This window comes from Sinobaca sp. SA16-1 (assembly GCF_059510515.1).
Genome location: NZ_JCAKFL010000001.1, coordinates 239,634 through 260,705, shown reverse-complemented (window position 1 = coordinate 260,705; position 21,072 = coordinate 239,634). Strand labels below are relative to the sequence as shown.

Below are 21,072 nucleotides of genomic sequence, written 5' to 3'. Positions count from 1 at the left end.
GAAAGATGGTATCATGAGTGTAGTGGAAAGATAAAAGCAGCCGGATTTGGGCTGTTATTATGTCACATCGTTAAAATACGAGGAGGAAAGCATGGACAACAACAGCCGGACGGTCACAGAACAGGGCCCAGCAGGCAATACAGTCAGTATCGGCCTGGTAGCGAGCCCGGAAATGGCTTCCTCTATAGCACAGGCCATAGAACCGGATTTTTCTTTCTTTTTGGAGTTATACGTAGAAAATAACGTATCGTGGAAGATAGAAGTGATTACCGATGCGTTTGCCGGCTCCGCGGAAAGGGCCTCGGATATTATGAAAGAAGCGGAAGCTGTAAAAGAAGCCCACGGCTGGGATTATGCCGTTTGTCTTACCGATCTTCCCTTTTTTCGAGAAGGCAATTTTCTTGTCGCAGAAGTAAACGGAGAGCGGAAGATTTCCCAGCTGTCGATTCCTGCACTGGGAGCTGTTCCGATGAAAAAACGGGTGCGGGAAGCCTCGCTTCAATTGCTTAGTGAAATGTACCATGGCAGCTCGAAAGAAGTAAGAGACAGGGAACAGGAAAAAATGGAACGAATCCAACGCCGGAGCGAGCAGCATATTCTTAAAAAGAACGCCCGGGACCTGGTTAGAAAAGGATGGTTTGAGCGGTTGGCTCCTATCGATCGTGTCCAGCCCGAAGAAAGCAGCAGGGAGTCTGATGTTCGGTTTATGGCCCGTGCGAAATGGAACGGATACGTTCGTTTAATCACGGGGATGGTTCAGGCCAATAATCCGTGGACCATTTTTTCCACATTTAAAAGTGTAATCGCGCTGGCCTTTGCCTCAGGGGCCTACGCGATGATTTTCCCTACCCTCTGGCAGCTCGGGGATGCCTATGAATGGCAGCGTTCCCTTTTATTAATGATCGCTGCTTTTACTGCCCTGACAAGCTGGATTATTATTTCGCACGGCTTGTGGGAACGCCCGTCAAAGGCAGAATCACCGACGATGGTGAAGCTTCATAATACGACGACTATTCTAACGCTGAGTCTGGGCGTGCTTGGTTACTATGTAGTCCTGTTTTTCCTCTTCTTTTTCGCAGTATTTCTATTTATTCCCGTTACGCTGCTGGAATCGAGTATCGGGTTGGACAGGGAGGTCGGCCTCGCTTATTTCCTTTCTCTTGCATGGATGGTCACGTCGCTTGCGACATGCATCGGAGCGCTCGGAGCGGGCCTTGAAGATGAAGAAGCGGTGTTAAACGGCACCTATGGCTACCGCCAGCGCCAGCGGAAAAAACAGGCAAAAAAAGAGCAGGAACAAAAAGAGTATGAGGGAAAAAGATAGGAAATATGGCATAAAGGCAAATGAATAAAAAGAGGGGTATTCGTTATCGAGCGGATTCTCCTCTTTTTATGTTTTAATAGAAGAAGACATTCATTGGACGAGTGGATAGAAAGAAGGGAACGCACGTGAACCGCACCTATAAAGAACGTCTTACATATAATAAAAGCCTGCTGAAGCAGGACAGTATCGCAAGCTTGACGCTGCTTGTGATGATTATTCCGCAGGGGATGGCGTATGCGCTGCTTGCCGGCGTGCCGCCGGTAATGGGGCTGTACGCCGCGACCATTCCGATGCTCGTCTATGCGCTGCTCGGCTCGTCCCGGCACTTGTCGGTCGGTCCGGTGGCGATTACCTCATTACTCGTGTTTACCGCCGTGTCCGCCTATGCGCCGGCCAATACCGGTGCATACATTCAGTACGTGATTGTGCTCGCCGCGATGGTCGGGCTGATCCAGCTGGCGCTGGGGCTCAGCAAAGCCGGATTTATTGTAAAATTTATTCCGCACTCGGTGTTCAGCGCCTACACGTCGGCGGTGGCGATTATTATCGGATTAAGCCAGCTCAATCACCTGCTTGGGGTAAACTCGGAAGGAAACCTGCGGGCGCATTCGATTCTTCTGGACCTCGGCAGCCAGTGGAACAGTATTAATGGCTATACGATGCTGCTTGGCAGTCTGAGCCTCGTGCTGATTCTCTGGCTGAAACACAAATGGCCGCGACTTCCCGCGCCGCTGCTGGCGATCCTGTTAGCGATAGGTGCCGTCGTGTTTCTCGGCCTGCAGGAAGCCGGGGTCGCCATTGTTGGGCAGATACCGGCAGGGCTTCCTGCATTTGCACTGCCGACAGTAACCGGCAGCATGATCGTCAATCTGCTGCCGATGGCGGTCGTTATTGCCTTAATGGGCTTTATGGAGTCCCTTTCCATAGGACGTGCCATCAGCAAAAAGGAACACTATGCGGTGCGGCCGAACCAGGAGCTCAAAGCATTGGGGCTGTCGAATCTCGTTGGCTCCTTTTTCCAGGCGTTCCCGGTGAACGGCAGCTTTTCCCGGACGGCGGTCAATCACGAAGCAGGCGGTCAGACAAAAGCCGCGTCCGTGCTGACAGCCGTTGGCGTATTGGTCGTGCTGTTATTTTTCACTTCGTTATTTTACTACCTGCCGAACGCAGTGCTCGCCGCAATCATTATTTCGGCCGTGTATAAACTGGTGGACATCCGCCAGGCTAAGCACCTGTTTGACGTCCGCCCGCTCGAAGGCTGGGTATGGGTGCTGACGTTTCTCGCTACGCTGATCGTCGGCATTCAGTGGGGCATTATTATCGGAGCGGTGTTTACGCTGCTGTTTATTATCCGGCAGAGCATGCAGCCCAATATCGCCGAGCTCGGCTATTTAAGCGAGCAGGGCGAATTCCGGGACCGGCGCCGGTTCCCGGAGGCGCTGACGTTTCGAAACGGCATGCTCATGCGGATTGATTCCAACATCCACTTTGCCAACTACTCCTATGTGGAAGAGCACATTCGGGAGCTTGCTCGTAAGCGCCCCGGTGTTTACTGGATGGTCATCGACATGTCCGGCGTGAACGACATAGACAGCTCCTCGGTCGAGCAGCTGGAGGAATTCCTGCTGCAGTTGGAAAAAGAAACCGGTCTGTCCTTTCACTTAGCGAATGTGAAAGGCTCCGTGCGGGACACGATCGCCAAAGCGGAATGGAAAAAAGACCTCCAACAGCGCGTCAGCTACCAGAGTGTCGAGCACATTCTCGAACAGATGAACGTCCGTCTGCCGTCTCCCGGCAACAAGCAGACAGCTAAAGGACCAAATGATTTTATGATATAATAAGTATTAACTGATTAGTAAATAAACCCATGACTTCCGTAGTTTGGGTTTATTTTTTTGTCTTTTTATTTTGGGGTAGTACTTCAAATCAATAACCTAATATAATAAAGTGATCAATAGATATCTTAAAAAGGGGTAAAAGTATGTCGATATTCAGTGATATTCAAATAAATTACCATACATTAAGCAAAACGGAAAAAAAAATTGCAGACTATCTCTTAGAACATAGAGAAAGTCTATTAAACATACATATAAGGGAACTTGCTGTAAGAACAAAAGTATCGGAAGCTACTATTACAAGATTTAGTAAAAAAATTGGATGCAAAAGCTTCGTAGAATTAAAGATACTATTAAGAGAAGGTCAAGAAAAGGCCGATGCAGATGAATCCATTATTGGTCAAGTGAATTACATGTATGATTCTATTCTAAAAGCAACCAGATCTATGACAGTAGAAGCAAAGCTAAAGAAATCTGTTGAATTGATTAGAAAAGCAAATAGAATATCTATATATGGGGTGGAGAGTTCAGGACTTTCAGCTATGGAAATGAAAAAAAGAATGCAGAGAATGGGTTACAAAGTAGATGTAGAAACGGATTCCCATGGAATGATTATCGCATCGTCGCTACTTAAAAAGCAGGATTTAATTATTGCCATATCCAATTCTGGTCACACTCAGGAAATTGTAGACGCATGTGAACTGGCAAAGAAAAACAGCGTACCAATTATTGCAATCACAAACTATGATCAAACTCCACTTAGTAAAACAGCAGATTTGATTTTATTTACTTTTAATTTAAAAACCCAGGAATTAAAAGGGTTGATAAATTCCCAATTCTCAATGATGTATATAATGGATTTAATCAGTATGTATCTATTAAAACAAAAAGAACCGTCTGACCGATATCGTCAAACGGTAAAAGCATTAAATGATTATAAGAAAATATGATCTATTTCTTGAAAAAATGTATTTGTAATTTGTTGCGGTCTTGTTATAGCTCCACCAACTACAACACAATGAGCACCTTGCTGAAGAGCTTCTTTTGCCAAAGCAGGAGTAGATATTTTCCCTTCTGCTACAATAGGAATAGTTAAATCACTGGCCATTTGTTTAAGAAGATTGAAATGGTCATCAGCAATAGACCAGCCTTGTGTTTCTTTAGTGTAGCCGACTAATGTAGTTGAAACGCAGTCAAATCCTAATTTTTCTGCCACTTGAGCTTCAGCCAAAGTGGAAACATCTGCCATAAGCAAGCAATGAGGAGACTGTCGGCGAATGTATTCTAATATATCAGATAGAATCTCATTATTTGGTCTTTTTCGATTTGTTGCATCCAATGCAATCATGTCCGGCTGCACGGATAACAACTCTTTTACTTCTTTTAGAGTAGGAGTAATGAATACTTCACTGTCCTCGTATTTGCTTTTCTTTAGAGAAATGATAGGTAAGTCTACTTCATTTTTAATAGCCTGAACGTCCTGGACACCATTTGCACGAATTCCCGATGCACCTCCCATTGAAGCAGCTAAAGCCATTTTCCCCATAATAAATGAAGAATGAAGAGGTTCCTCTTCAAGGGCTTGACAGGATACAATTAATTTTCCTCTCCATTGATCTAATAGGTTAGTAGTCATTGTTCATTCTCCTCAAATTCGTCGTCTACTTCATTTTTAATTCTTGTTACTTCGGGACCATAAATAATTTGCACACCATTTCCGCTCATAAGAACACCACGAGCACCAGTTTTTTCAAGATGACTTTTAGAAACTTGCTCTGGCGCCAATACACTTACACGAAGTCTCGTCGCACAGGCATCAATGTCTTTAATATTTGCTTTTCCCCCCAAGCCGGCCATAATGAATTTAGCTCTTTCTGTTCCAGTTCCAATAATAGATTCCTCAAATTGATCTTCTCTGCCTGGAGTTTTTAAATTGAATTTTTGAATAGCAAATCTAAAAGTTACGTAATATAATGCGAACCAGAATACACCTATTATAGGAACAATAACCCAATTTGTTCGGTCATTGCCTTGTAGTATGCCGAATAATAGAAAATCAATAAAACCTCCCGAAAACGTTTGACCGATTGTAATTTGAAATATATGAGCCAACATAAATGCTACTCCGTCGAAAAAAGCATGAATAACATAAAGAATAGGTGCAACAAATAAAAATAAAAATTCAATAGGTTCAGTAATCCCTGTTAAAAAGGAAGTAAGTCCGGCTGAAAACAAAAGTCCACCTACTTTTTTCTTGTTTTCGGGTTTTGCCATATGGTACATCGCCAAACAGGCACCGAGCAGGCCAAACATCATTGTTATATGGCGGCCTGACATAAAGCGGGCGGTGCCAATGTAATATTGTTCTACATTTCCTTCGTTCAGTTGAGCAAAGAAAATTCTTTGAGTGCCCTCGATCATTTGTCCTCCTACTTCAACACTTCCACCTAAGCTTGTTGTCCAAAATGGAATATAAAAAATATGATGTAATCCAAAAGGGCCAAGCAGTCTTAAGAAGAAACCATAAAAGAGAGTACCAATATATCCTGTAGCTTCAACCAGACTCCCTAACGAGAAGATACCTGTTTGTACAGGTGGCCAGGTAAAATACAATAAAGCTCCCATGAATATAGAAGAAAAAGCTGTAATGATTGGAATAAATCTTGCTCCTCCAAAAAAACCTAAAAACTTTGGTAAGTTTACGTTTAAAAATCTGTTATGAAGCAAAGAAGTTAAAATTCCTATTACAATTCCTCCAAATACTCCTGTTTCCAATGTTTGGATACCTAAAGCCATCCCTTGACCTGCAGCAGACAAACTTTCAGGATCAGCAAGGTTATTTGAGATAGTTAAAATAGCATTTATTGTGGCGTTCATAACAAGGTATCCAAGCAATGCAGCCAGCGCAGCGGTAGCTTTTTCCTTTCGAGCTAGACCCAAAGCAACACCAACAGCAAAAATTACAGGTAAATTAGTAAATATAACATTGCCGGCAGAACTCATAATAATAAATATGGCTTGTAACCACTCCTGATTTAAAATCGGATAAGCGTTAACCGTTGCTTCATTACTAAAGGCGCCGCCAATTCCAAGTAATAAGCCAGCAGCAGGAAGCGCAGCAATAGGTAGCATAAAAGAACGACCAAATCTTTGTGCCTGCTCGAAGAAAACCTTTTTCAAAAGAACCCCTCCTAATTAAAATAGTTTTCATAATTATATTATAAAAGAAAATCATTTTAATCAAGGGGAATTTTCTGAAAAGTAACATAATTATTAATTTATAATGCATGAGGGCCAGCTCTTAGAGCGTCGAGCACATTCTCGAACAGATGAACGTCCGTCTGCCGTCTCCCGGCAACAAGCAGACAGCTAAAGGACCAAATGATTTTATGATATAAGTACACTAAGCAGTCATTCCTGGAAATAGGGGAGGCTGCTTTTTAATAGATATTAGGAAAAGAATCCTTGTACTAAAAAGTAAATTTTAGTACAGTTTTGCTGTTTATGACCAACAGGCATTTGGAAGAAGAATTGTTGATTACGTATGACCTGCGCTCCTTTGTAACCGCAGAAATCATTGAGCATATCGTCTTGGAGCACGACGATCCAAAAGCGGTCAATACGAAAGACCGGGAAGAAGTCGCTCCTCACAATAAAGGAAATGCCATATTGGAAGAGGCAGCGCTGCAGGCCGAACTGCCCCATATGTCCTGGAGTATGGTACGCGTGAAGCTGTAAAGAAAAAACCGGCTGCTGAACCCAGCGGCCGGTCTTTATTTATGTGTTGGAATCTATCTTCAGTCCAATTGACAGCATGGCTTCCGGCAGGCTCCGTGTAATGCGGAGAGCCTTTAACGAAATACCCATTCTTACGATCTGCTGGGACAGCTCGGGGCGCATCCCGGAAAGAATGACCGTAATTCCAAGAAGCTTCAGGGCCTGGTGCAGCTGGAGAATGCTTCGGGACACCACGTTATCCATCTGATGGACACCGGACAAATCGACAATCAGATAAGACAGCTCCAGCTCGCTGCCTTTCTGCAGTGTTTTTTCCATCAGCTGCTGGGCCCGGGAGGCATTGAGCGTGCCGATCAGTGTCAGCACGGCCACATCTTCGGTAAGCGGTACGATCGGTACGGACAGCTCCAGAATTTCCTGGCGCGTCAGCTCTGCCGCTTTTCGGTTGTAATCGACATAGGCTTTGGAAAACGTATAGACCGCCTCATCAATGGCTGTATTCACCTTTGATTCAATCGCATGGTATTCCGTAAATGTTAGACGGCCGTCTCCAATCTCCCGCTGAATATAGCGGAAGACGGCTTCCCGGTAGTGGGGCAGAAACTGGAGCGCTTCATCGAGGGGAAGTTCCTGCTTCGCGGAAAAAGTCCCGATTTCCCTGCCCCAGCGGCTGATTTCCTCCAATGCTTCTTCCCGCTCATGCCTCGACATCGCCTGCCCGACAAGCCCAAGAAACGTGGAGCGGATTTTTATTAATTCCTCGTTTTCCAGGCCATGCCTGGACGCGCGGAGAATTTCCCCGATTTCTCCGGCAAGTTGTTCTCTATGTTGAAAAATGCCCTCTCCTAAAGAGGCAATCTGTACAGCGTTCATCGTCACAGCTCCTTGAAGTTTGTAAATGAAGAAGGAGGAATAACCCTCATTTGTAAAGATAAGTCATATTTCTATTTTAGCAGAAGCTTCAAAAACTGGCGAACAATAGCATAGGCTGAAGCAAAGATAGTTTTTTAATTATAAGAAAACCGTTAGAAATAGGATGTAAAAGGAAATATGCTGAATAAGAGGGAATATTGTTTCATCTATGACAAAACAAAAATTGGCCGACATGAGTCCGGTACATTACCGAACACATGCCGGCCAATCAGCTGCATAATTCTAAACTCTAACTTTAAGAGGTCACTACCAGACCGTTAAACATACGGTTTGCTTTTTTTATAGTGTAAGATACTGCCTCATAGAAAACATACTATCTCATTTCTGAAAAGATATACTTATGTATATCTTTTATAGTATAATAAAAAAAGAAAAGATTATAATGAAGGAGGTTCTTGAGATGGCAACTGTACAAAAATGGGGAAACAGCCTGGGTGTACGTATACCCTCTAATATAGCGAAAAATTTTAAATTTACGGACGGAACCAAAGTGGAAATAAAGCAAGTGGGAGGGGCAATCGTTATAGAACCTCTAAGAAAGAAGCCTACGCTCGACGAACTTCTCTCCCGGGTGACGGAGGAAAACAAACATGAAGCAATAGAAGCACCTCCGGTTGGAAAGGAACTTATTTGATGACGCAGGTGCCGGAGCAGGGAGATTTTATTTATATAAACTTTAATCCGCAGGCAGGACACGAACAGGCGGGAAGACGTCCCGCACTCGTTATGTCTCCTGCTTCGTTTAACGAGAAAACAGGTTTTGTGTTTGTATGTCCCATTACAAATCAAAAAAAGAACTATCCTTTTGAAGTAGATATACCAGAAGGAAGCGGTGTCTCGGGTGTTATCTTAACCGATCAAATGAAATCATTGGATTGGAAAAGCCGGGATTTACGTATTAAAGGAAAAGCCCCAGCTGTGACTCTGATGGAGTGCTCAGACCTAATAAAAACGATTTTGCAGATGGATGATTAGTAATGCATCCATTCGTGCCATCATAGAAATAAATGTAAAGCTGAAAAATACTATGGGAAAATTGGTATTTACTTTCTTGTAGAGATCTTAAATAAACATATAGATGGAGAATGCTATGACAAATCCTTTGGAAGATTTAAAGAATAAGGTATCGAATCTAACCAGCGCACAACGCAGTATTGCTGACTATATACTTAAGAATTCCTCTGAAGCTGCTTTTTTAACGATTAACCAGCTGGCAAAACGCGTGAATACCAGTACTACTACTATTATGAGATTAACATCCAACTTGGGGTACTCCGGCTACAGTGAGTTTCAAAAGGGTTTGCAGCAGCTGCTTAGAGACCGCACGGCTCCCCCCAATCGACTGGAAGATAATTTAAAAAATGTAGGAAGCGATGATTTATGGGGAAAAACAATCGATCATCACCTCAATCATATTCAACAAGTAAGAAGCCAGTTGTCTAAAAATCAGCTGGATGAAGTAGTAAATCAAATACTTTCTTCCCATCAGATCTTCTGCACGAGTGTGCGAAGCGGTCTCCCGGTAGGACAATATCTAACACACGGGCTGAACAGAACAATGGGAAATTGTAAGTTGGTATTGGCGGACACAGTCGACTGGGTGGACGAAGTTATTTCTATGCAATCCGGTGATTTAATTATTGCAGCCAGCTTCCCTCGTTATGCACGAAGAATTATTGACTTTATAAAAGCAGCCAAACTTCGTGATGTAAAAGTGGTGGCTATTACAGATAGTTATTCTGCTCCTATTGTGGAATATGCTGATATCGTTCTCCTTTGTGATTCCAAAAGTCTTGCCTTCCATAATTCGCCTATCGCAGCCATGGTAGTCGTCGATTATCTGATTAACGCTACGGCTATAAGTCAATCAACGAAAACAAAACAACGGTTAGACGATGTAAACAATGTATTAACGAGCATGAATTATCATTATAAAGAAACGGATGAAGAATGAAATAGTTTGTTTCTCTATATAAAATAAAGATTCCTAAGAGGCTGACAATCCTTTTAGGAATCTTTATTTATTTTTTTTGAAAGGGTTTACATTATAAGGTTGTGTTGTTATAGTAATAAATATTACTTATAAATTAAATAAAGTAATAAATATTACTAAGGGTGATGAATATGAAAGAAAACCTGCAAGCGGATGAAAATAAAATAATCAGCAGGATGGAAAAGATCGGATCTTCTATTTTTGCTGATGTCATGGAAATGAATAATGTAATGAATTACGCCATAAAACCTGTTAATTTTATGAAGCCCCTTATTGGGAGGGCAAGAACGGTAGACTTAGCCCCGGGCGATAATTTGTTTTTACATCACGCTATTTACCAGGCAGAACCAGGGGAGATACTTATAGTAGACGGAAAAGGATTCACCAATGCCGCCTATTTAGGTGAATTAATGGCAGGAGCTGCAGAGGCTCTGCATATTCAAGGAATTGTAATAGATGGTTTCGTTCGGGATCACCGGGAGCTTCGTGACAGCACTATTCAAATATATGCAAAAGGGTTTGTTCCTGCCGGTCCAAGCAAAGAGGGTCCAGGTTCACTTGATAATATAATCTCCTGTGCCGGCACGATAGTTTCTCCTGGTGATTATGTGGTGGGAGATGAAGATGGGGTAGTAATCATTCCGCAGCAGAAAGTCGAAGAAATTCTGCAAAAGGCAGAGCAGAAGCTCCAGTATGAAACAAATCGTTTACAAACCATCAAGAACTTTGTGGAAAAAACAGATCAAAAAGATAAAACATCCCTTCAACCAGATTGGCTGGAAGCGAAAATAAAAAAATTCACTCATTAGGAGGATAAAACATGAATATCGGTTTTATTGGATTTGGCGAAGTGGGTTACGAAATGGCAAAAGGGTTTCGTGCTCAAAACAACAGCAGCAAAGTATATGTCTACGACCACCTTCATGATCATCCTAAAACGATAGAAAGAGCTGAATCCATCGAGGCTGTATTGTTCGATGAACCTGAAAAAGTGGCCCGGCAGACGTTGAGTGTATTATTTGCAGCAGTGCCTGCGTCTTTCACTAAAGAAGCCTGGTCTTCGATAGAACCGTATATAAATAAAGAGACTATTTATGTCGATTTATCTACGGCGTCAGCGGAGGTAAAGAAACAAATAAACGATGACATGGCAGATAAAAGTCAGTTTTTTGTAGATGGTGCCATTATGGGGCCTTTAAAAGGAAACCAGCACAAAGTGCCGATAATGGTTAGCGGGAATGGAGCAGAATCATTCATTGAATGGGGCAGAGGAGTAGAAATGGATCTGGAATATGTAAATAAAACCCCAGGAGATGCGACGAACATTAAATTTATTCGAAGTATTTTCACGAAAGGCCTGTCTACTCTTTTGCATGAAGTAATGGAAACAGCCTCTGCGCTTGATTTAGAAGATACTATTCTACAATCTATTACAAATACAATGGACAAAGAGCCGTTTGAAAATATACTTAATCGATTGATCACTGGAAATGTACAGCACTCTGAAAGACGGGTAAAAGAAATGGAAAATGTTGCTGACTTTATGCTGGAGAACAATATACAGCCTGTAATGACAAAAGCGACGCGTGATAAATTGAAAGCCATCACAGACAGAAATGTGAAAGAAGCTTTTAATGGCAGAACACCTAATGACTGGAAAGAAGTTATACACCTGATGAATCAAAAATAGAAATGAAGGAGGGAGCTTAATGGGCATCATTGCTCTCGTTATATTTGTAAGCGTTTTAGTAGTCTGGAGTATTGTGTTAAAACGTAATTTAGGGGAAGCGGCACTGGTAGGTTTTTTAGCTATCGTTCCTCTGGGAGGATGGGAAGCACCGGCTTTGTTTATTCAAGGTATTGCGTTTGCTTCTACTTTCTCTGTACTGTATGCTGCTATCGCTTTTGTGTTTATGGCATATATAATCGATAAGTTTGGTATCGTGGAGCGGCTTTTAGCTATTTTAAATTCTTTAGTAGGAAGACTGCCCGGTGCTCCTGCCATTATGGATGCGGTTGGTTCTTCCGTAATGGGTACCCTATCCGGCGGCGATTCAGGAAATACCGCGGCAACAGGATCGATTACCGGTCCCTGGATGCTTCGGAATAAATGGAATAAAGAAATTGCGGCTTCTGTAATGGTGGGAAATGGAGGTATGGCTTCAGCGCTGCCACCAACAACCTCTATGTTTATTGTTCTAGGGTTTGCACCGGTAGCAGCAGCAATAACAACAGGTGAATTTTTCCTTGCTTTGTTGATAGCCGGGGCCTATCAGTTTCTCCATCGGCTTCTGTTAATCGGTTATTTTGTGAAAACACAAAACATAAAAGCATTTCCGTCCGAATCGTTGGATCCTTTACGTACTTCTTTCAAAAATGGCTGGTCTTCTATTCTTATCTATTTAGGAGCTATTATTCCGTTGATTTTAACCATCGGTCCTCTAGCTGATTGGATAGAAGGGATTCCTTCTCTTGGAGAAGAAGCATTAGGCAGTATTGATATTGTGATATGGATTCCTACATTGATGATAGCTATTTCATTTCTGCTGGCCAGAAAGGAAGCGCCTAAATCAGCAGGAGAGTTGTTTGCGCTTATTCAAAGGTCGATTCCGCGTTTTACTGTAATTGGCTCTCTAATATTTTTTGCTGTAGCTTCAAGTGAAGTGTTAACCACATTAGGATTATCTGATAATATAGCGCAGATCATGGGTGCTATTAATGCACCGGGCTGGATTACCGTTCTTATAATAGGATTTGGTATAACGGCCATTGCTGGTCCTTTAACCTCAACGGGCACTTTAACGGCTGTAGGATTAGTTTCTTATGAGATTTTAGTCTCTACTGGATTCTCTCCATTAATTTCAGCAGTAGTGGTAATGACGTTTGCTTCCACTTCGGCTCAAATGCCCCCGGCCTCTGGGTCCATTTATATTGCTTCAGGGATTGTAGGAGCCCGCCCGGAAAAAACGTTTGCCATCTTAATCGCATATTATGCTTTACCGGTTATTCTTATAGGCTGGCTGATTGCCATGGGCATCCTGCCAATTTAACAAGGAGGTATCAAGATCATGCAAAAATTGTTGGAGCGTCTATTTACTATATGTTTAATTTTATCGCTGCTGTTAGCATTGATTATGGTAGCAACCCAGATGATAGGTCTAATTATTGGAAATGGAAACTTAATGATTCAAAGCAGCGAAATGCTGACACAGCCGACGATCGTATTAGCTGCCTTATTTTCAGGTATTGCTTTTATTTTAGGGTACTTCCCCAATTATAAAGAAACAAAAAAAGAATCATAAAAAGTGCGACATTAGATAAAACGAAAGATTCAATGATGCTGTTCAGAAAATCGTTGCCGGCAAGCTGGTAGATTCTCTGGTGGAAAGCCTCGTTATATCTTCCGGCTGCACGTGCCGGATAGCTAACTTAATGGCCTGCTGCTCCAGAGCTTCACGAACGTCCAGTACTTCGAGTAGAAAATGCTGTTCGTTTTCTCCGCTTTATTAGCTTTCTTGGCGCCTTATACAAATTATTTCGGCATCCAGAAATTTGAAGACAAATAGAGGACAGGAAACCGGCGACCTTCAATGGCTGTCGGCTTTTTGTTTCGCATAGAATTGACAAAAGAGTGCAATCAAAATACACTTAATTCATTAATAAAACAAAGTATAATTGTAAGCGAATACAAAACAGCCTGGAGGAATAAATATGAAAGTAGTAGTAACGGGAGGGAACGGCCTTGTCGGCCGGACCGTCATTCAGGAAATGCTCGACTACGGATACGACGTAGTCAACTGTGATCTGCGTCTGCCGGAGAAATCACTTTGTCATACGATCATTGCTGATTTAACAAATCTCGGGGAAGTGTATGGTGTGCTGGAAGGTGCCGATGCGGTCGTCCATCTGGCAGCCATTCCAAGAGCCTATGATTTTCCAAACGAAGTAACGTTTCAAAACAATGTGATGTCGACGTACAATGTTCTGGAAGCGGCGGCCGGTCTTGGCATCAGAAAGGCCGTCCTCGCATCAAGTGAATCGTCCTACGGCATCTGTTTTGCCAAGGAGCCATTAGAGCCGCTCTATGTTCCGATGGATGAAGAGCACCCGCAGCTGCCGGAAGACAGCTACGGCCTGTCCAAAATAGTCAATGAACAAACTGCAGAAGCGATGAACCGGCGGACCGGGATGCAGGTCGTGTCTTTCCGTCTCGGCAATGTGATTTCGCCGGAAATGTACGAAAACTTTCCATCATTCATTCATGACCCTGCCCAGCGGGACCGGATTTTGTGGAGCTATATTGATACGAGGGACATTGCCTCTGCCTGCATCCTGGCGATCGAAAAAGAGGGGCTCGACGCGGTGGCACTTAATCTGGCAGCCGACGACACTAGCATGAATGTGGAAAGCCGCGAGCTGATGAGAAGACGGTATCCGGATGTACCAATCAAAGAGCGCGTAACAGGCTATGACACGCTGCTTGACAGCAGCAAAGCCAAAGAACTGCTCGGCTGGAAGCCAAAGCACGAATGGCGCAGCTATGTTGCCTACGAGCAGCAGCCTATTAACGAATAAAGAACATCAGACGAAGACAGCTTTTCTCTAAGAGAAAGGCTGTTTTTCTGTTAAAAGGAAAAAAAAGTATAAATACCCAATAAACAAAGTGATATAATAAGTAAGCGCTACCTTTACCATTAAAAGGAAAATGAATCGTTGCTAACCAATAGAAAGGAAGATCATATGTTTAAAGAAACGCCTCTGCCGCATAGTGAAACAGCAGCTCTTAAAGAATTGGAGCTGGTAAACGAAACTGGCGCTGTCCTGCGTGTGCTGAATTATGGAGCCAGAATCACAAGCTGGTATCCTGCCGGCAGTCCCGAACAAAGCATTGTGCTCGGGTATCAGAACGTTACGGATTATCTGAAAGATGAGCATTACTTAGGAGCAGTGGTAGGAAGAACCGCCGGAAGAGTCGAGCGCGGGGAAATGAACATCCAGGACGCTTCCTACACGCTGCATCCGAATGAAGGCGGGCACCAGCTACACGGCGGAGCAGACGGATTCAGCCAGGTGTTGTGGGACTATTCGTATAAAGAAACACCACAGGCGCTCGAACTGCACCTTACTTACTTATCAGAAGACGGCGAGATGGGATACCCGGGAAATCTGTCTGTCCGGGTCACGTACGCGCTCGATAAACACAGCGATGCGGTGACGTTCTCTATTAGAGCAGTATCGGATAAAGATACGTGGTGCAGCCTGGCGAACCACGCTTATTTTAATCTGGGGACAGGGGAGAACACCCATATTCTGGACCATGAATTAAAGGCGCCGGCTGCGTCCGTGCTGGCGCTGGATGAATCGCTTATCCCCACCGGAGAAATAGTGTCTGTGTCTGGAACGCTGTTTGATATAACCACATACAAACCGCTCCGGGATATAGTCGGAGCGGCGGAGGAACAAATTATTTTAGCGAGCCAGGGAGTGGATCATTTCTTTGTGCTCGATCCGGCGCAGGTGAAGAAAATAGAACTGACAGATCCCGGCACAGAACGGCGCCTGAAAATAGAAACAACAGAGCCCGGTGCAGTAGTGTATACGTCCCAGAAGTTGAACAGCACCTCACCGCTTCTTGACGGAGAAGCCACACCTTACCGGGGCATCTGCATTGAAACCCAGCGCCTGCCGGCAGCCTTTGCCACTACCGGCCGGACATGCTACTTGAAAGCAGGAGACATTTACTCTGCGGACACGGTGTATACGCTGGAAAAACAGGCATAACAAAAGCCGGGAGCAGACGCTTCCGGCTTTTGTGCTGCTGTGATCCTTTGACGGTTCTTGAAGAAATACCTTTTATGACTCTGTAGCTGAAGAAGAAGAAAGCAATCATCACCTCAAGCACCGAATAGATTAATCTGCTGAATGCGTGCCATGAGCCTTTTTATCAGGTGATAAGCTATACAACGGTGACTTTATTTGTAGCAAAAAACTTTTCAATAGAAAAGGCCGCAGATCCGAGCGCGCAGGAATTGGTGCTCCGGTCCGTAAACGTTAAAGCAGCCGAATCCTGGAAGTAGGGGAGAAGACGCTGGTTGAATACCCGCTGGATCGGATTGCGCAGCCACGGTTCAAGGCGGGCGAGGCGGTTGCCGATAATAATCTGCTCCGGGTTGAACGTATTCACAATGTTGGTCAAGCCGATGCCGATATATTCCCCGATCTGGTCAAACGCATTGATTACGAGGGGGTTGCCTTCCTCCGCCTGTTTAATAAGAAAACTCAGATTCACATTCTTTTCATCAGGGAAAAGCGCCGCCGTTTTTTCGAGCAGCGCATGCTCAGAGCTGTACAGTTCCCAGCAGCCCCTGTTGCCGCACGAACACTTCCGGCCGTTAAACTCGATCGAAAAGTGGCCGACTTCCCCGGAAATACCGCTTGTTCCTTTATAGAGCTTGTCGTCAATGATAATACCGGAACCAATACCGATACCGATGCTTACATAAATAAGGTTGGACGAGGACCGGCCTACGCCGTATATTTTTTCGCCGTGGGCACCGGCTTTGGCTTCGTTCTCTATCGTAATCGGTACGTTGAAGTATTTCTCCATATACTGCTTTAAATGAACGTTGTGCCAGTCCAGGTTTGGTGCAAACAGAATCACGCCGTCGTTGTTGATCATGCCCGGTACGCCGATACCGATGCCGACGAGGCCGTATGGGCAGGCGGGTGTTTTATCTATTAAAAGCTGAGCTAAATCCTTCAGCTGGCCGAACACTACGTCTTCGTCTGTGTCAGTAATAACTATTTCATGTTGTTCAATCACATTGCCTTTTAAATCCGTAAGTACGCCAAACGCATAGTTCACCCCGAGGTCGATGCCAATCGTATAGCCGGCCTTCTGGTTAAAGAAAAGCATCATCGGCTTGCGGCCGCCGCTTGAAAGCCCGGCGCCAATCTCATCGACAAGACGTTCCTCAATGAGTTCGCTTACAAGACTTGAAACGGTTGCTTTATTTAAGCCCGTCACCTTCGAAATCTGTGCTCTTGAAATAGGACTCTGGGTTTGAATATTATTTAATACAATCGATTTATTTATTTTTTTTACTAGTCCCTGATCTCCTGTTTTCATAGCCGTGCCTCCACTCTTAGTTTATACATTAAACATTTAGTTGTATTAGATATTAAATATACCTTCATTATTTCATAATATGATCGAATAATAAATGAAAATATGTTGACAATAAGTTTTCATATAAATATACTTAGTTTATCAGTAAAACTAAGTTTTGCTTTTCATCTGCTGAAAATTGTTTTGCCTTTTAAAAGATTTTATATGTAAGCGCAAACATAATATACGACAAAAGGTGGTTAGTTTATGAGTTATTTCCATAATGTAGACAAAATTAAATACGAGGGAAGCGGCAGCCGAAATGAGCTTGCTTTCAAACACTATAACCCGGAAGAAATGTTTAACGGTAAAAGCATGAAAGACTGGATGAAATTTTCCGTTGCCTACTGGCATACGTTTACGATGGATGGATCGGATCCATTCGGGATGGGGACCATGCAGCGTCCGTGGGATCATTACAGTGGAATGGATCTGGCAAAAGCCAGAGTTGAGGCCAACTTTGAATTTATCGATAAGCTTGGATTTGACTACTTTGCTTTTCATGATGTGGATATTGCACCGGAAGGTGACAACCTGAAGGAGTATGGAGCCAATCTGGATGAAATTGTCGGCCGGATTCAGCCTTTAATGAAAGCACAGAACGTGTCAGTATTATGGAATACGTCCAACATGTTCCACCATCCGCGCTTTATGTTCGGTGCCGCGACGTCCAACAAAGCCGACGTGTTCGCCCATGCAGCAGCAAAAGTGAAAAAGCAGCTGGAAATCGCAAAAGAACTGGGCTCGGAAAACTACGTATTCTGGGGCGGAAGAGAAGGATACGATTCCCTCCTTTATACAGACACGAAGCTCGAGCTTGATAATTTAGCACGCTTCTATCATATGGCGGTTGATTATGCGAAAGAAATAGGCTACGAAGGCCAGTTCCTGATTGAGCCGAAGCCAAAAGAGCCGACGAAGCACCAGTATGATTTTGATACGGCAACAACCTATGCTTTCCTGCAGAACTACAACCTGGAAAACCACTTTAAAGTAAATATTGAAGCCAACCACGCTACCCTTGCAGGCCATACATTTGAACATGAGCTCCGCTATGCAAGAGAGCACGGCATTCTTGGCTCGGTTGATGCCAACCAGGGCGACATGCTGCTCGGCTGGGACACAGATGAGTTCCCAACCGACATCTATAACGCCACGCTCGCCATGTACGAAATTATTAAGAACGGCGGCCTTGGAAAAGGAGGATTGAACTTCGATGCGAAATTGCGCCGCCCATCATTTGAGCCAATCGATCTGGTCCACGGTCACATTGTCGGCATGGATACATTTGCGATCGGGTTTAGAGTAGCAAACCGGCTGATCGAAGACCGCGTCTTTGAAAATATTTTGGAAAAACGCTACGAAAGCTATCAGTCCGGTATCGGCGAAGCGATTTTAAACAACAAAACGTCGTTCCGTGAGCTGGAAGCCTACGCCATGGAAAACACCATCAAGCATGAGTCCGGCCGCCAGGAAATGATTAAAGGCATGATGAATCAGTATATTCTGGAAGCAGGAGCGTTTGCAAAAGTATAAAAATAAAGAAGAGGCTGTTGCATAAAACAGCTTCTTTTTCTTAAAAGGAGAGAAAATCCATTGGAATACGTTATCGGATTAGACCTTGGCACGAGCAGCATTAAAGGAATACTGGTAGACCGGGAAGGCACGATCGCCGCCGAAGAGTCGGAAAGCTATCCGATCTATCATGAGCAGGACGGGCACAGCGAGCAGGATCCGGAGGACTGGGTCCGGCAGACTAAAAGCGTGTTAAAAAAGCTCATTCAAAACAACAGCCTCGCCGGCAGTGACATTAAAGGCATCAGCTTTTCCGGGCAGATGCACGGTCTTGTGCTGCTGGACGGCGACTACATCCCATTACGGCGCGCGATTCTCTGGAATGACACGAGAACGAGCCGGGAAGTAAAGGAAATAGAAGCGGCTGCCGGGCAGAATTCGCTCTGGGAGATTACGAAAAACAGTCCGCTTGAAGGATTTACGCTTCCGAAAATATTATGGGTGAAAAAGCATGAGCCGGACGTATTTGACCGGGCCGAGCTGTTTCTGCTGCCAAAAGACTACGTACGCTATCGGTTAACAGGAGAGGTCGGCATGGATTTATCCGATGCGGCCGGCACGCTGTTAATGGATTTGAACACAAACGAGTGGAGTGCGTCTCTTTTAGACACATTTGATCTTCCGGCTTCGCTTTGTCCGCCGTTATTTCCGGCCACCGAGCACGTCGGGGGCATGCGCGAAGACGCGGCGCAGGAAACCGGCTGTTCGTCTTCTGTGAAGATCTTTGCCGGAGGCGCAGATAACGCCTGCGGCGCGGTAGGAGCAGGGATTCTGGAAAAAGGAAAAACGATGTGCAGCATCGGCACGTCCGGCGTGCTGTTATCGTACGCCGGGGAGGAAAAAACACACTTTAACGGCAGACTGCATTTCTTTAATCATGCTCCGGCCGATACATATTATGCGATGGGAGTCACGCTTGCTGCCGGGTACAGCCTGCAGTGGTTTAAAGAAAACTTCTTAAAGGAAGACGATTTTTCCGAGATGGTCCAGGCGATAGAAGCGGTACCGGCGGGAGCACGCGGGTTGTTGTTTACGCCGTACATTGCGGGCGAAAGAACGCCGCATAATGATGCGCTTGCCCGGGGATCGTTTGTCGGGATGGACTCATCCCATACGAAAATGGAATTTGTAAAAGCAATAATGGAAGGGATCACTTTTTCCTTAAAAGAATCGTTGAATATAATCGAACAGAACGGCATGGAGGTGGATACGATCGTGTCTATCGGAGGCGGCGCGAAATCGCGGGCCTGGCTGCAGATGCAGGCCGACATTTTTGGAAAAGAAGTTGTGAGCCTGCGCAACGAGCAGGGCCCTGCTATGGGCGCGGCCATTATTGCCGCCGCCGGATGCGGCTGGTACGCCTCCCTTCAGGAAACCGCCGCCGTATTTGTACAAAATGATGTATCGGTTACGCCTGATCCAGACAAAACCAAACGCTACGAGCAGATTTTTCCTTTGTACCAAAAGGTATACACTCAGACAAAAGATATTACAAAAGAACTGGCAGCATTTCGTTAAAAGAATACCTAACAGAACCTGCCGGCGGACTTTAATTATAAAGAGCACTAAAAAAGCAGGCTCCCCGGAGTCTGCTTTTTTATAATAACCACTGTGTTATTCTTCTTCTTTCATTTCATGACGGTTTAATAGAAGATACGTACCGGCCACAAATACAGCGCCGCCGATCATATTACCGATCGTGACAGGGATTAAATTGTAGATAATATCGCCAAAAGTTAAGATAGAATAAGAGTCATGCAGCCAGGCCATGCCAAGAATCGACATATTGGCAATGCTGTGTTCAAAACCGGACGCCACAAATGCGAGAATGACTCCGATTACCATAATGATTTTGGCGGCATCGTTTTCGGTGCGAAGGGTAAGCCAGATGGCCAGACAGACGATCCAGTTGCAGAGAATCCCCTGGAAAAACAGCTGATGCCACGGAAGCGTTGTTTTTTCGGCAGCTAAGGCAAACATGTAATGGTCAGCCGGGATACCTTGAAAAATGCCGGCACCGAGAACAATCAGGCAGATAAGAACGGCGCCGATGGCGTTGCCGACATAGCTTGCGCCCCATACGCCGAGTGTCTGCTTCCAGGACGTCACCCCGGAAAAGGTGGAGCTGGTCATAATCATATTGTTACCGGTAAATAAATCAGAGCCGCCGATTAAAATAATAATCAGGGCGATGCCGAACGTGGAACCTACGACCAGATCCAATATCGGCGACTGCACATCATAAAGCGGCGCTCCCAATGAAAACATAAGCAGCGCACCGATGCCTACATAACTGCCCGCGATAACAGCCGATACCATATAAAGCAGAGGAGAGCGTCTCAGCATCGTGCTTTTGGAAGCACCCTGCTCGTTCAGGGTGCGGATGGTTTCTTTATACATAGCTCTTGTCTCCTATTTAAATAGTAATGTTATATTTAAGTAGCTTATTAAATATAGACCAAGTGAAGCAGAATAACAAAGCCTGGTGTTCGATGTAATAGAATTA

20 protein-coding genes are annotated in these 21,072 nt (G+C 44.4%); 15 read left to right on the top strand and 5 right to left on the bottom strand.

The window, feature by feature from the left end; all coding sequences use genetic code 11:
- Window positions 1-91: 91 nt before the first annotated feature.
- From AC5W2J_RS01210 to AC5W2J_RS01200, 3 genes are all read left to right on the top strand, one after another.
- Window positions 92-1,324, top strand: coding sequence for a hypothetical protein (locus AC5W2J_RS01210; RefSeq protein WP_496057656.1), 1,233 nt, complete (start codon window positions 92-94; stop codon window positions 1,322-1,324).
- Window positions 1,325-1,425: 101 nt separating this feature from the next.
- Entirely contained in the window at window positions 1,426-3,162 is a 1,737-nt protein-coding gene (locus tag AC5W2J_RS01205) for a SulP family inorganic anion transporter (protein ID WP_496057655.1), read from the top strand.
- Between the two features lie 143 nt (window positions 3,163-3,305).
- Window positions 3,306-4,109 (top strand): MurR/RpiR family transcriptional regulator, encoded by an 804-nt coding sequence (locus tag AC5W2J_RS01200; RefSeq protein WP_496057654.1) that lies wholly within the window; start codon window positions 3,306-3,308, stop codon window positions 4,107-4,109.
- Here AC5W2J_RS01200 and AC5W2J_RS01195 read toward each other — a convergent pair.
- Entirely contained in the window at window positions 4,094-4,795 is a 702-nt protein-coding gene (locus AC5W2J_RS01195; protein ID WP_496057653.1) for an N-acetylmannosamine-6-phosphate 2-epimerase, read from the bottom strand. The two genes, AC5W2J_RS01200 and AC5W2J_RS01195, sit on opposite strands and share 16 nt — an antisense overlap.
- Complete coding sequence (locus AC5W2J_RS01190; protein ID WP_496058211.1) at window positions 4,792-6,291, bottom strand: PTS transporter subunit EIIC; 1,500 nt, start codon at window positions 6,289-6,291, stop codon at window positions 4,792-4,794. Before AC5W2J_RS01190 ends, AC5W2J_RS01195 begins: the two co-directional genes overlap by 4 nt.
- Window positions 6,292-6,663: 372 nt before the next feature.
- Between AC5W2J_RS01190 and AC5W2J_RS01185 the strand changes: the two genes are divergently transcribed.
- Complete coding sequence (locus AC5W2J_RS01185; RefSeq protein WP_496057652.1) at window positions 6,664-6,897, top strand: alpha-L-arabinofuranosidase C-terminal domain-containing protein; 234 nt, start codon at window positions 6,664-6,666, stop codon at window positions 6,895-6,897.
- 39 nt (window positions 6,898-6,936) lie between these two features.
- On the opposite strand, the gene AC5W2J_RS01180 is transcribed toward AC5W2J_RS01185, so the two are convergent.
- Window positions 6,937-7,770: an STAS domain-containing protein gene (locus tag AC5W2J_RS01180; protein ID WP_496057651.1), complete on the bottom strand. Its 834-nt coding sequence runs from the start codon at window positions 7,768-7,770 to the stop codon at window positions 6,937-6,939.
- 460 nt (window positions 7,771-8,230) lie between these two features.
- On the opposite strand from AC5W2J_RS01180, the gene AC5W2J_RS01175 reads away from it, so the two are divergent.
- The 9 genes from AC5W2J_RS01175 (at window position 8,231) to AC5W2J_RS01135 (ending at window position 15,604) form a co-directional block, all read left to right on the top strand.
- Window positions 8,231-8,464: an AbrB/MazE/SpoVT family DNA-binding domain-containing protein gene (locus tag AC5W2J_RS01175; RefSeq protein ID WP_496057650.1), complete on the top strand. Its 234-nt coding sequence runs from the start codon at window positions 8,231-8,233 to the stop codon at window positions 8,462-8,464.
- Window positions 8,464-8,805: a type II toxin-antitoxin system PemK/MazF family toxin gene (locus tag AC5W2J_RS01170; RefSeq protein ID WP_496057649.1), complete on the top strand. Its 342-nt coding sequence runs from the start codon at window positions 8,464-8,466 to the stop codon at window positions 8,803-8,805. Before AC5W2J_RS01175 ends, AC5W2J_RS01170 begins: the two co-directional genes overlap by 1 nt.
- A gap of 115 nt (window positions 8,806-8,920) precedes the next feature.
- Complete coding sequence (locus tag AC5W2J_RS01165) at window positions 8,921-9,784, top strand: MurR/RpiR family transcriptional regulator (protein WP_496057648.1); 864 nt, start codon at window positions 8,921-8,923, stop codon at window positions 9,782-9,784.
- A 170-nt stretch (window positions 9,785-9,954) separates the two neighbouring features.
- On the top strand, window positions 9,955-10,632 hold the full coding sequence (locus AC5W2J_RS01160) for an RraA family protein (protein WP_496057647.1): 678 nt from the start codon (window positions 9,955-9,957) through the stop codon (window positions 10,630-10,632).
- An 11-nt stretch (window positions 10,633-10,643) separates the two neighbouring features.
- Window positions 10,644-11,513, top strand: coding sequence for a DUF1932 domain-containing protein (locus AC5W2J_RS01155; protein WP_496057646.1), 870 nt, complete (start codon window positions 10,644-10,646; stop codon window positions 11,511-11,513).
- A 19-nt stretch (window positions 11,514-11,532) separates the two neighbouring features.
- Window positions 11,533-12,873, top strand: a complete 1,341-nt coding sequence (locus AC5W2J_RS01150) for a TRAP transporter large permease subunit (RefSeq protein ID WP_496057645.1) — start codon at window positions 11,533-11,535, stop codon at window positions 12,871-12,873.
- 18 nt (window positions 12,874-12,891) lie between these two features.
- The gene (locus tag AC5W2J_RS01145) at window positions 12,892-13,125 is read left to right on the top strand and encodes a hypothetical protein (RefSeq protein WP_496057644.1); all 234 of its coding nucleotides are present in this window, start codon (window positions 12,892-12,894) and stop codon (window positions 13,123-13,125) included.
- A gap of 409 nt (window positions 13,126-13,534) precedes the next feature.
- Window positions 13,535-14,398: an NAD-dependent epimerase/dehydratase family protein gene (locus AC5W2J_RS01140; RefSeq protein ID WP_496057643.1), complete on the top strand. Its 864-nt coding sequence runs from the start codon at window positions 13,535-13,537 to the stop codon at window positions 14,396-14,398.
- Window positions 14,399-14,563: 165 nt separating this feature from the next.
- Window positions 14,564-15,604: an aldose epimerase family protein gene (locus tag AC5W2J_RS01135; RefSeq protein ID WP_496057642.1), complete on the top strand. Its 1,041-nt coding sequence runs from the start codon at window positions 14,564-14,566 to the stop codon at window positions 15,602-15,604.
- A 175-nt stretch (window positions 15,605-15,779) separates the two neighbouring features.
- On the opposite strand, the gene AC5W2J_RS01130 is transcribed toward AC5W2J_RS01135, so the two are convergent.
- Window positions 15,780-16,952: an ROK family protein gene (locus tag AC5W2J_RS01130; protein WP_496057641.1), complete on the bottom strand. Its 1,173-nt coding sequence runs from the start codon at window positions 16,950-16,952 to the stop codon at window positions 15,780-15,782.
- Between the two features lie 246 nt (window positions 16,953-17,198).
- On the opposite strand from AC5W2J_RS01130, the gene xylA reads away from it, so the two are divergent.
- Both xylA and xylB read left to right on the top strand, forming a co-directional pair.
- The gene (gene xylA / locus AC5W2J_RS01125) at window positions 17,199-18,527 is read left to right on the top strand and encodes a xylose isomerase (RefSeq protein ID WP_496057640.1); all 1,329 of its coding nucleotides are present in this window, start codon (window positions 17,199-17,201) and stop codon (window positions 18,525-18,527) included.
- A 60-nt stretch (window positions 18,528-18,587) separates the two neighbouring features.
- Entirely contained in the window at window positions 18,588-20,084 is a 1,497-nt protein-coding gene (gene xylB / locus AC5W2J_RS01120; protein WP_496057639.1) for a xylulokinase, read from the top strand.
- A gap of 96 nt (window positions 20,085-20,180) precedes the next feature.
- On the opposite strand, the gene AC5W2J_RS01115 is transcribed toward xylB, so the two are convergent.
- Window positions 20,181-20,966 carry a formate/nitrite transporter family protein gene (locus AC5W2J_RS01115; RefSeq protein WP_496057638.1) on the bottom strand — a complete coding sequence of 262 codons (786 nt, stop codon included), beginning with the start codon at window positions 20,964-20,966 and terminating at the stop codon, window positions 20,181-20,183.
- Window positions 20,967-21,072 lie beyond the last annotated feature (106 nt).

Excerpts from the sequence above, each read along its gene's own strand:
- AC5W2J_RS01185 (WP_496057652.1), top strand. The coding sequence starts at position 6,664 with ATGACCAACAGGCATTTGGAAGAAGAATTGTTGATTACGTATGACCTG.
- AC5W2J_RS01175 (WP_496057650.1), top strand. The coding sequence starts at position 8,231 with ATGGCAACTGTACAAAAATGGGGAAACAGCCTGGGTGTACGTATACCC.
- AC5W2J_RS01190 (WP_496058211.1), bottom strand. The coding sequence starts at position 6,291 with ATGCTACCTATTGCTGCGCTTCCTGCTGCTGGCTTATTACTTGGAATT.
- AC5W2J_RS01140 (WP_496057643.1), top strand. The coding sequence starts at position 13,535 with ATGAAAGTAGTAGTAACGGGAGGGAACGGCCTTGTCGGCCGGACCGTC.
- AC5W2J_RS01115 (WP_496057638.1), bottom strand. The coding sequence starts at position 20,966 with ATGTATAAAGAAACCATCCGCACCCTGAACGAGCAGGGTGCTTCCAAA.
- AC5W2J_RS01150 (WP_496057645.1), top strand. The coding sequence starts at position 11,533 with ATGGGCATCATTGCTCTCGTTATATTTGTAAGCGTTTTAGTAGTCTGG.
- AC5W2J_RS01135 (WP_496057642.1), top strand. The coding sequence starts at position 14,564 with ATGTTTAAAGAAACGCCTCTGCCGCATAGTGAAACAGCAGCTCTTAAA.
- AC5W2J_RS01210 (WP_496057656.1), top strand. The coding sequence starts at position 92 with ATGGACAACAACAGCCGGACGGTCACAGAACAGGGCCCAGCAGGCAAT.
- xylA (WP_496057640.1), top strand. The coding sequence starts at position 17,199 with ATGAGTTATTTCCATAATGTAGACAAAATTAAATACGAGGGAAGCGGC.
- AC5W2J_RS01170 (WP_496057649.1), top strand. The coding sequence starts at position 8,464 with ATGACGCAGGTGCCGGAGCAGGGAGATTTTATTTATATAAACTTTAAT.
- AC5W2J_RS01160 (WP_496057647.1), top strand. The coding sequence starts at position 9,955 with ATGAAAGAAAACCTGCAAGCGGATGAAAATAAAATAATCAGCAGGATG.
- AC5W2J_RS01200 (WP_496057654.1), top strand. The coding sequence starts at position 3,306 with ATGTCGATATTCAGTGATATTCAAATAAATTACCATACATTAAGCAAA.
- AC5W2J_RS01145 (WP_496057644.1), top strand. The coding sequence starts at position 12,892 with ATGCAAAAATTGTTGGAGCGTCTATTTACTATATGTTTAATTTTATCG.
- AC5W2J_RS01165 (WP_496057648.1), top strand. The coding sequence starts at position 8,921 with ATGACAAATCCTTTGGAAGATTTAAAGAATAAGGTATCGAATCTAACC.
- AC5W2J_RS01195 (WP_496057653.1), bottom strand. The coding sequence starts at position 4,795 with ATGACTACTAACCTATTAGATCAATGGAGAGGAAAATTAATTGTATCC.
- AC5W2J_RS01180 (WP_496057651.1), bottom strand. The coding sequence starts at position 7,770 with ATGAACGCTGTACAGATTGCCTCTTTAGGAGAGGGCATTTTTCAACAT.
- AC5W2J_RS01130 (WP_496057641.1), bottom strand. The coding sequence starts at position 16,952 with ATGAAAACAGGAGATCAGGGACTAGTAAAAAAAATAAATAAATCGATT.
- AC5W2J_RS01155 (WP_496057646.1), top strand. The coding sequence starts at position 10,644 with ATGAATATCGGTTTTATTGGATTTGGCGAAGTGGGTTACGAAATGGCA.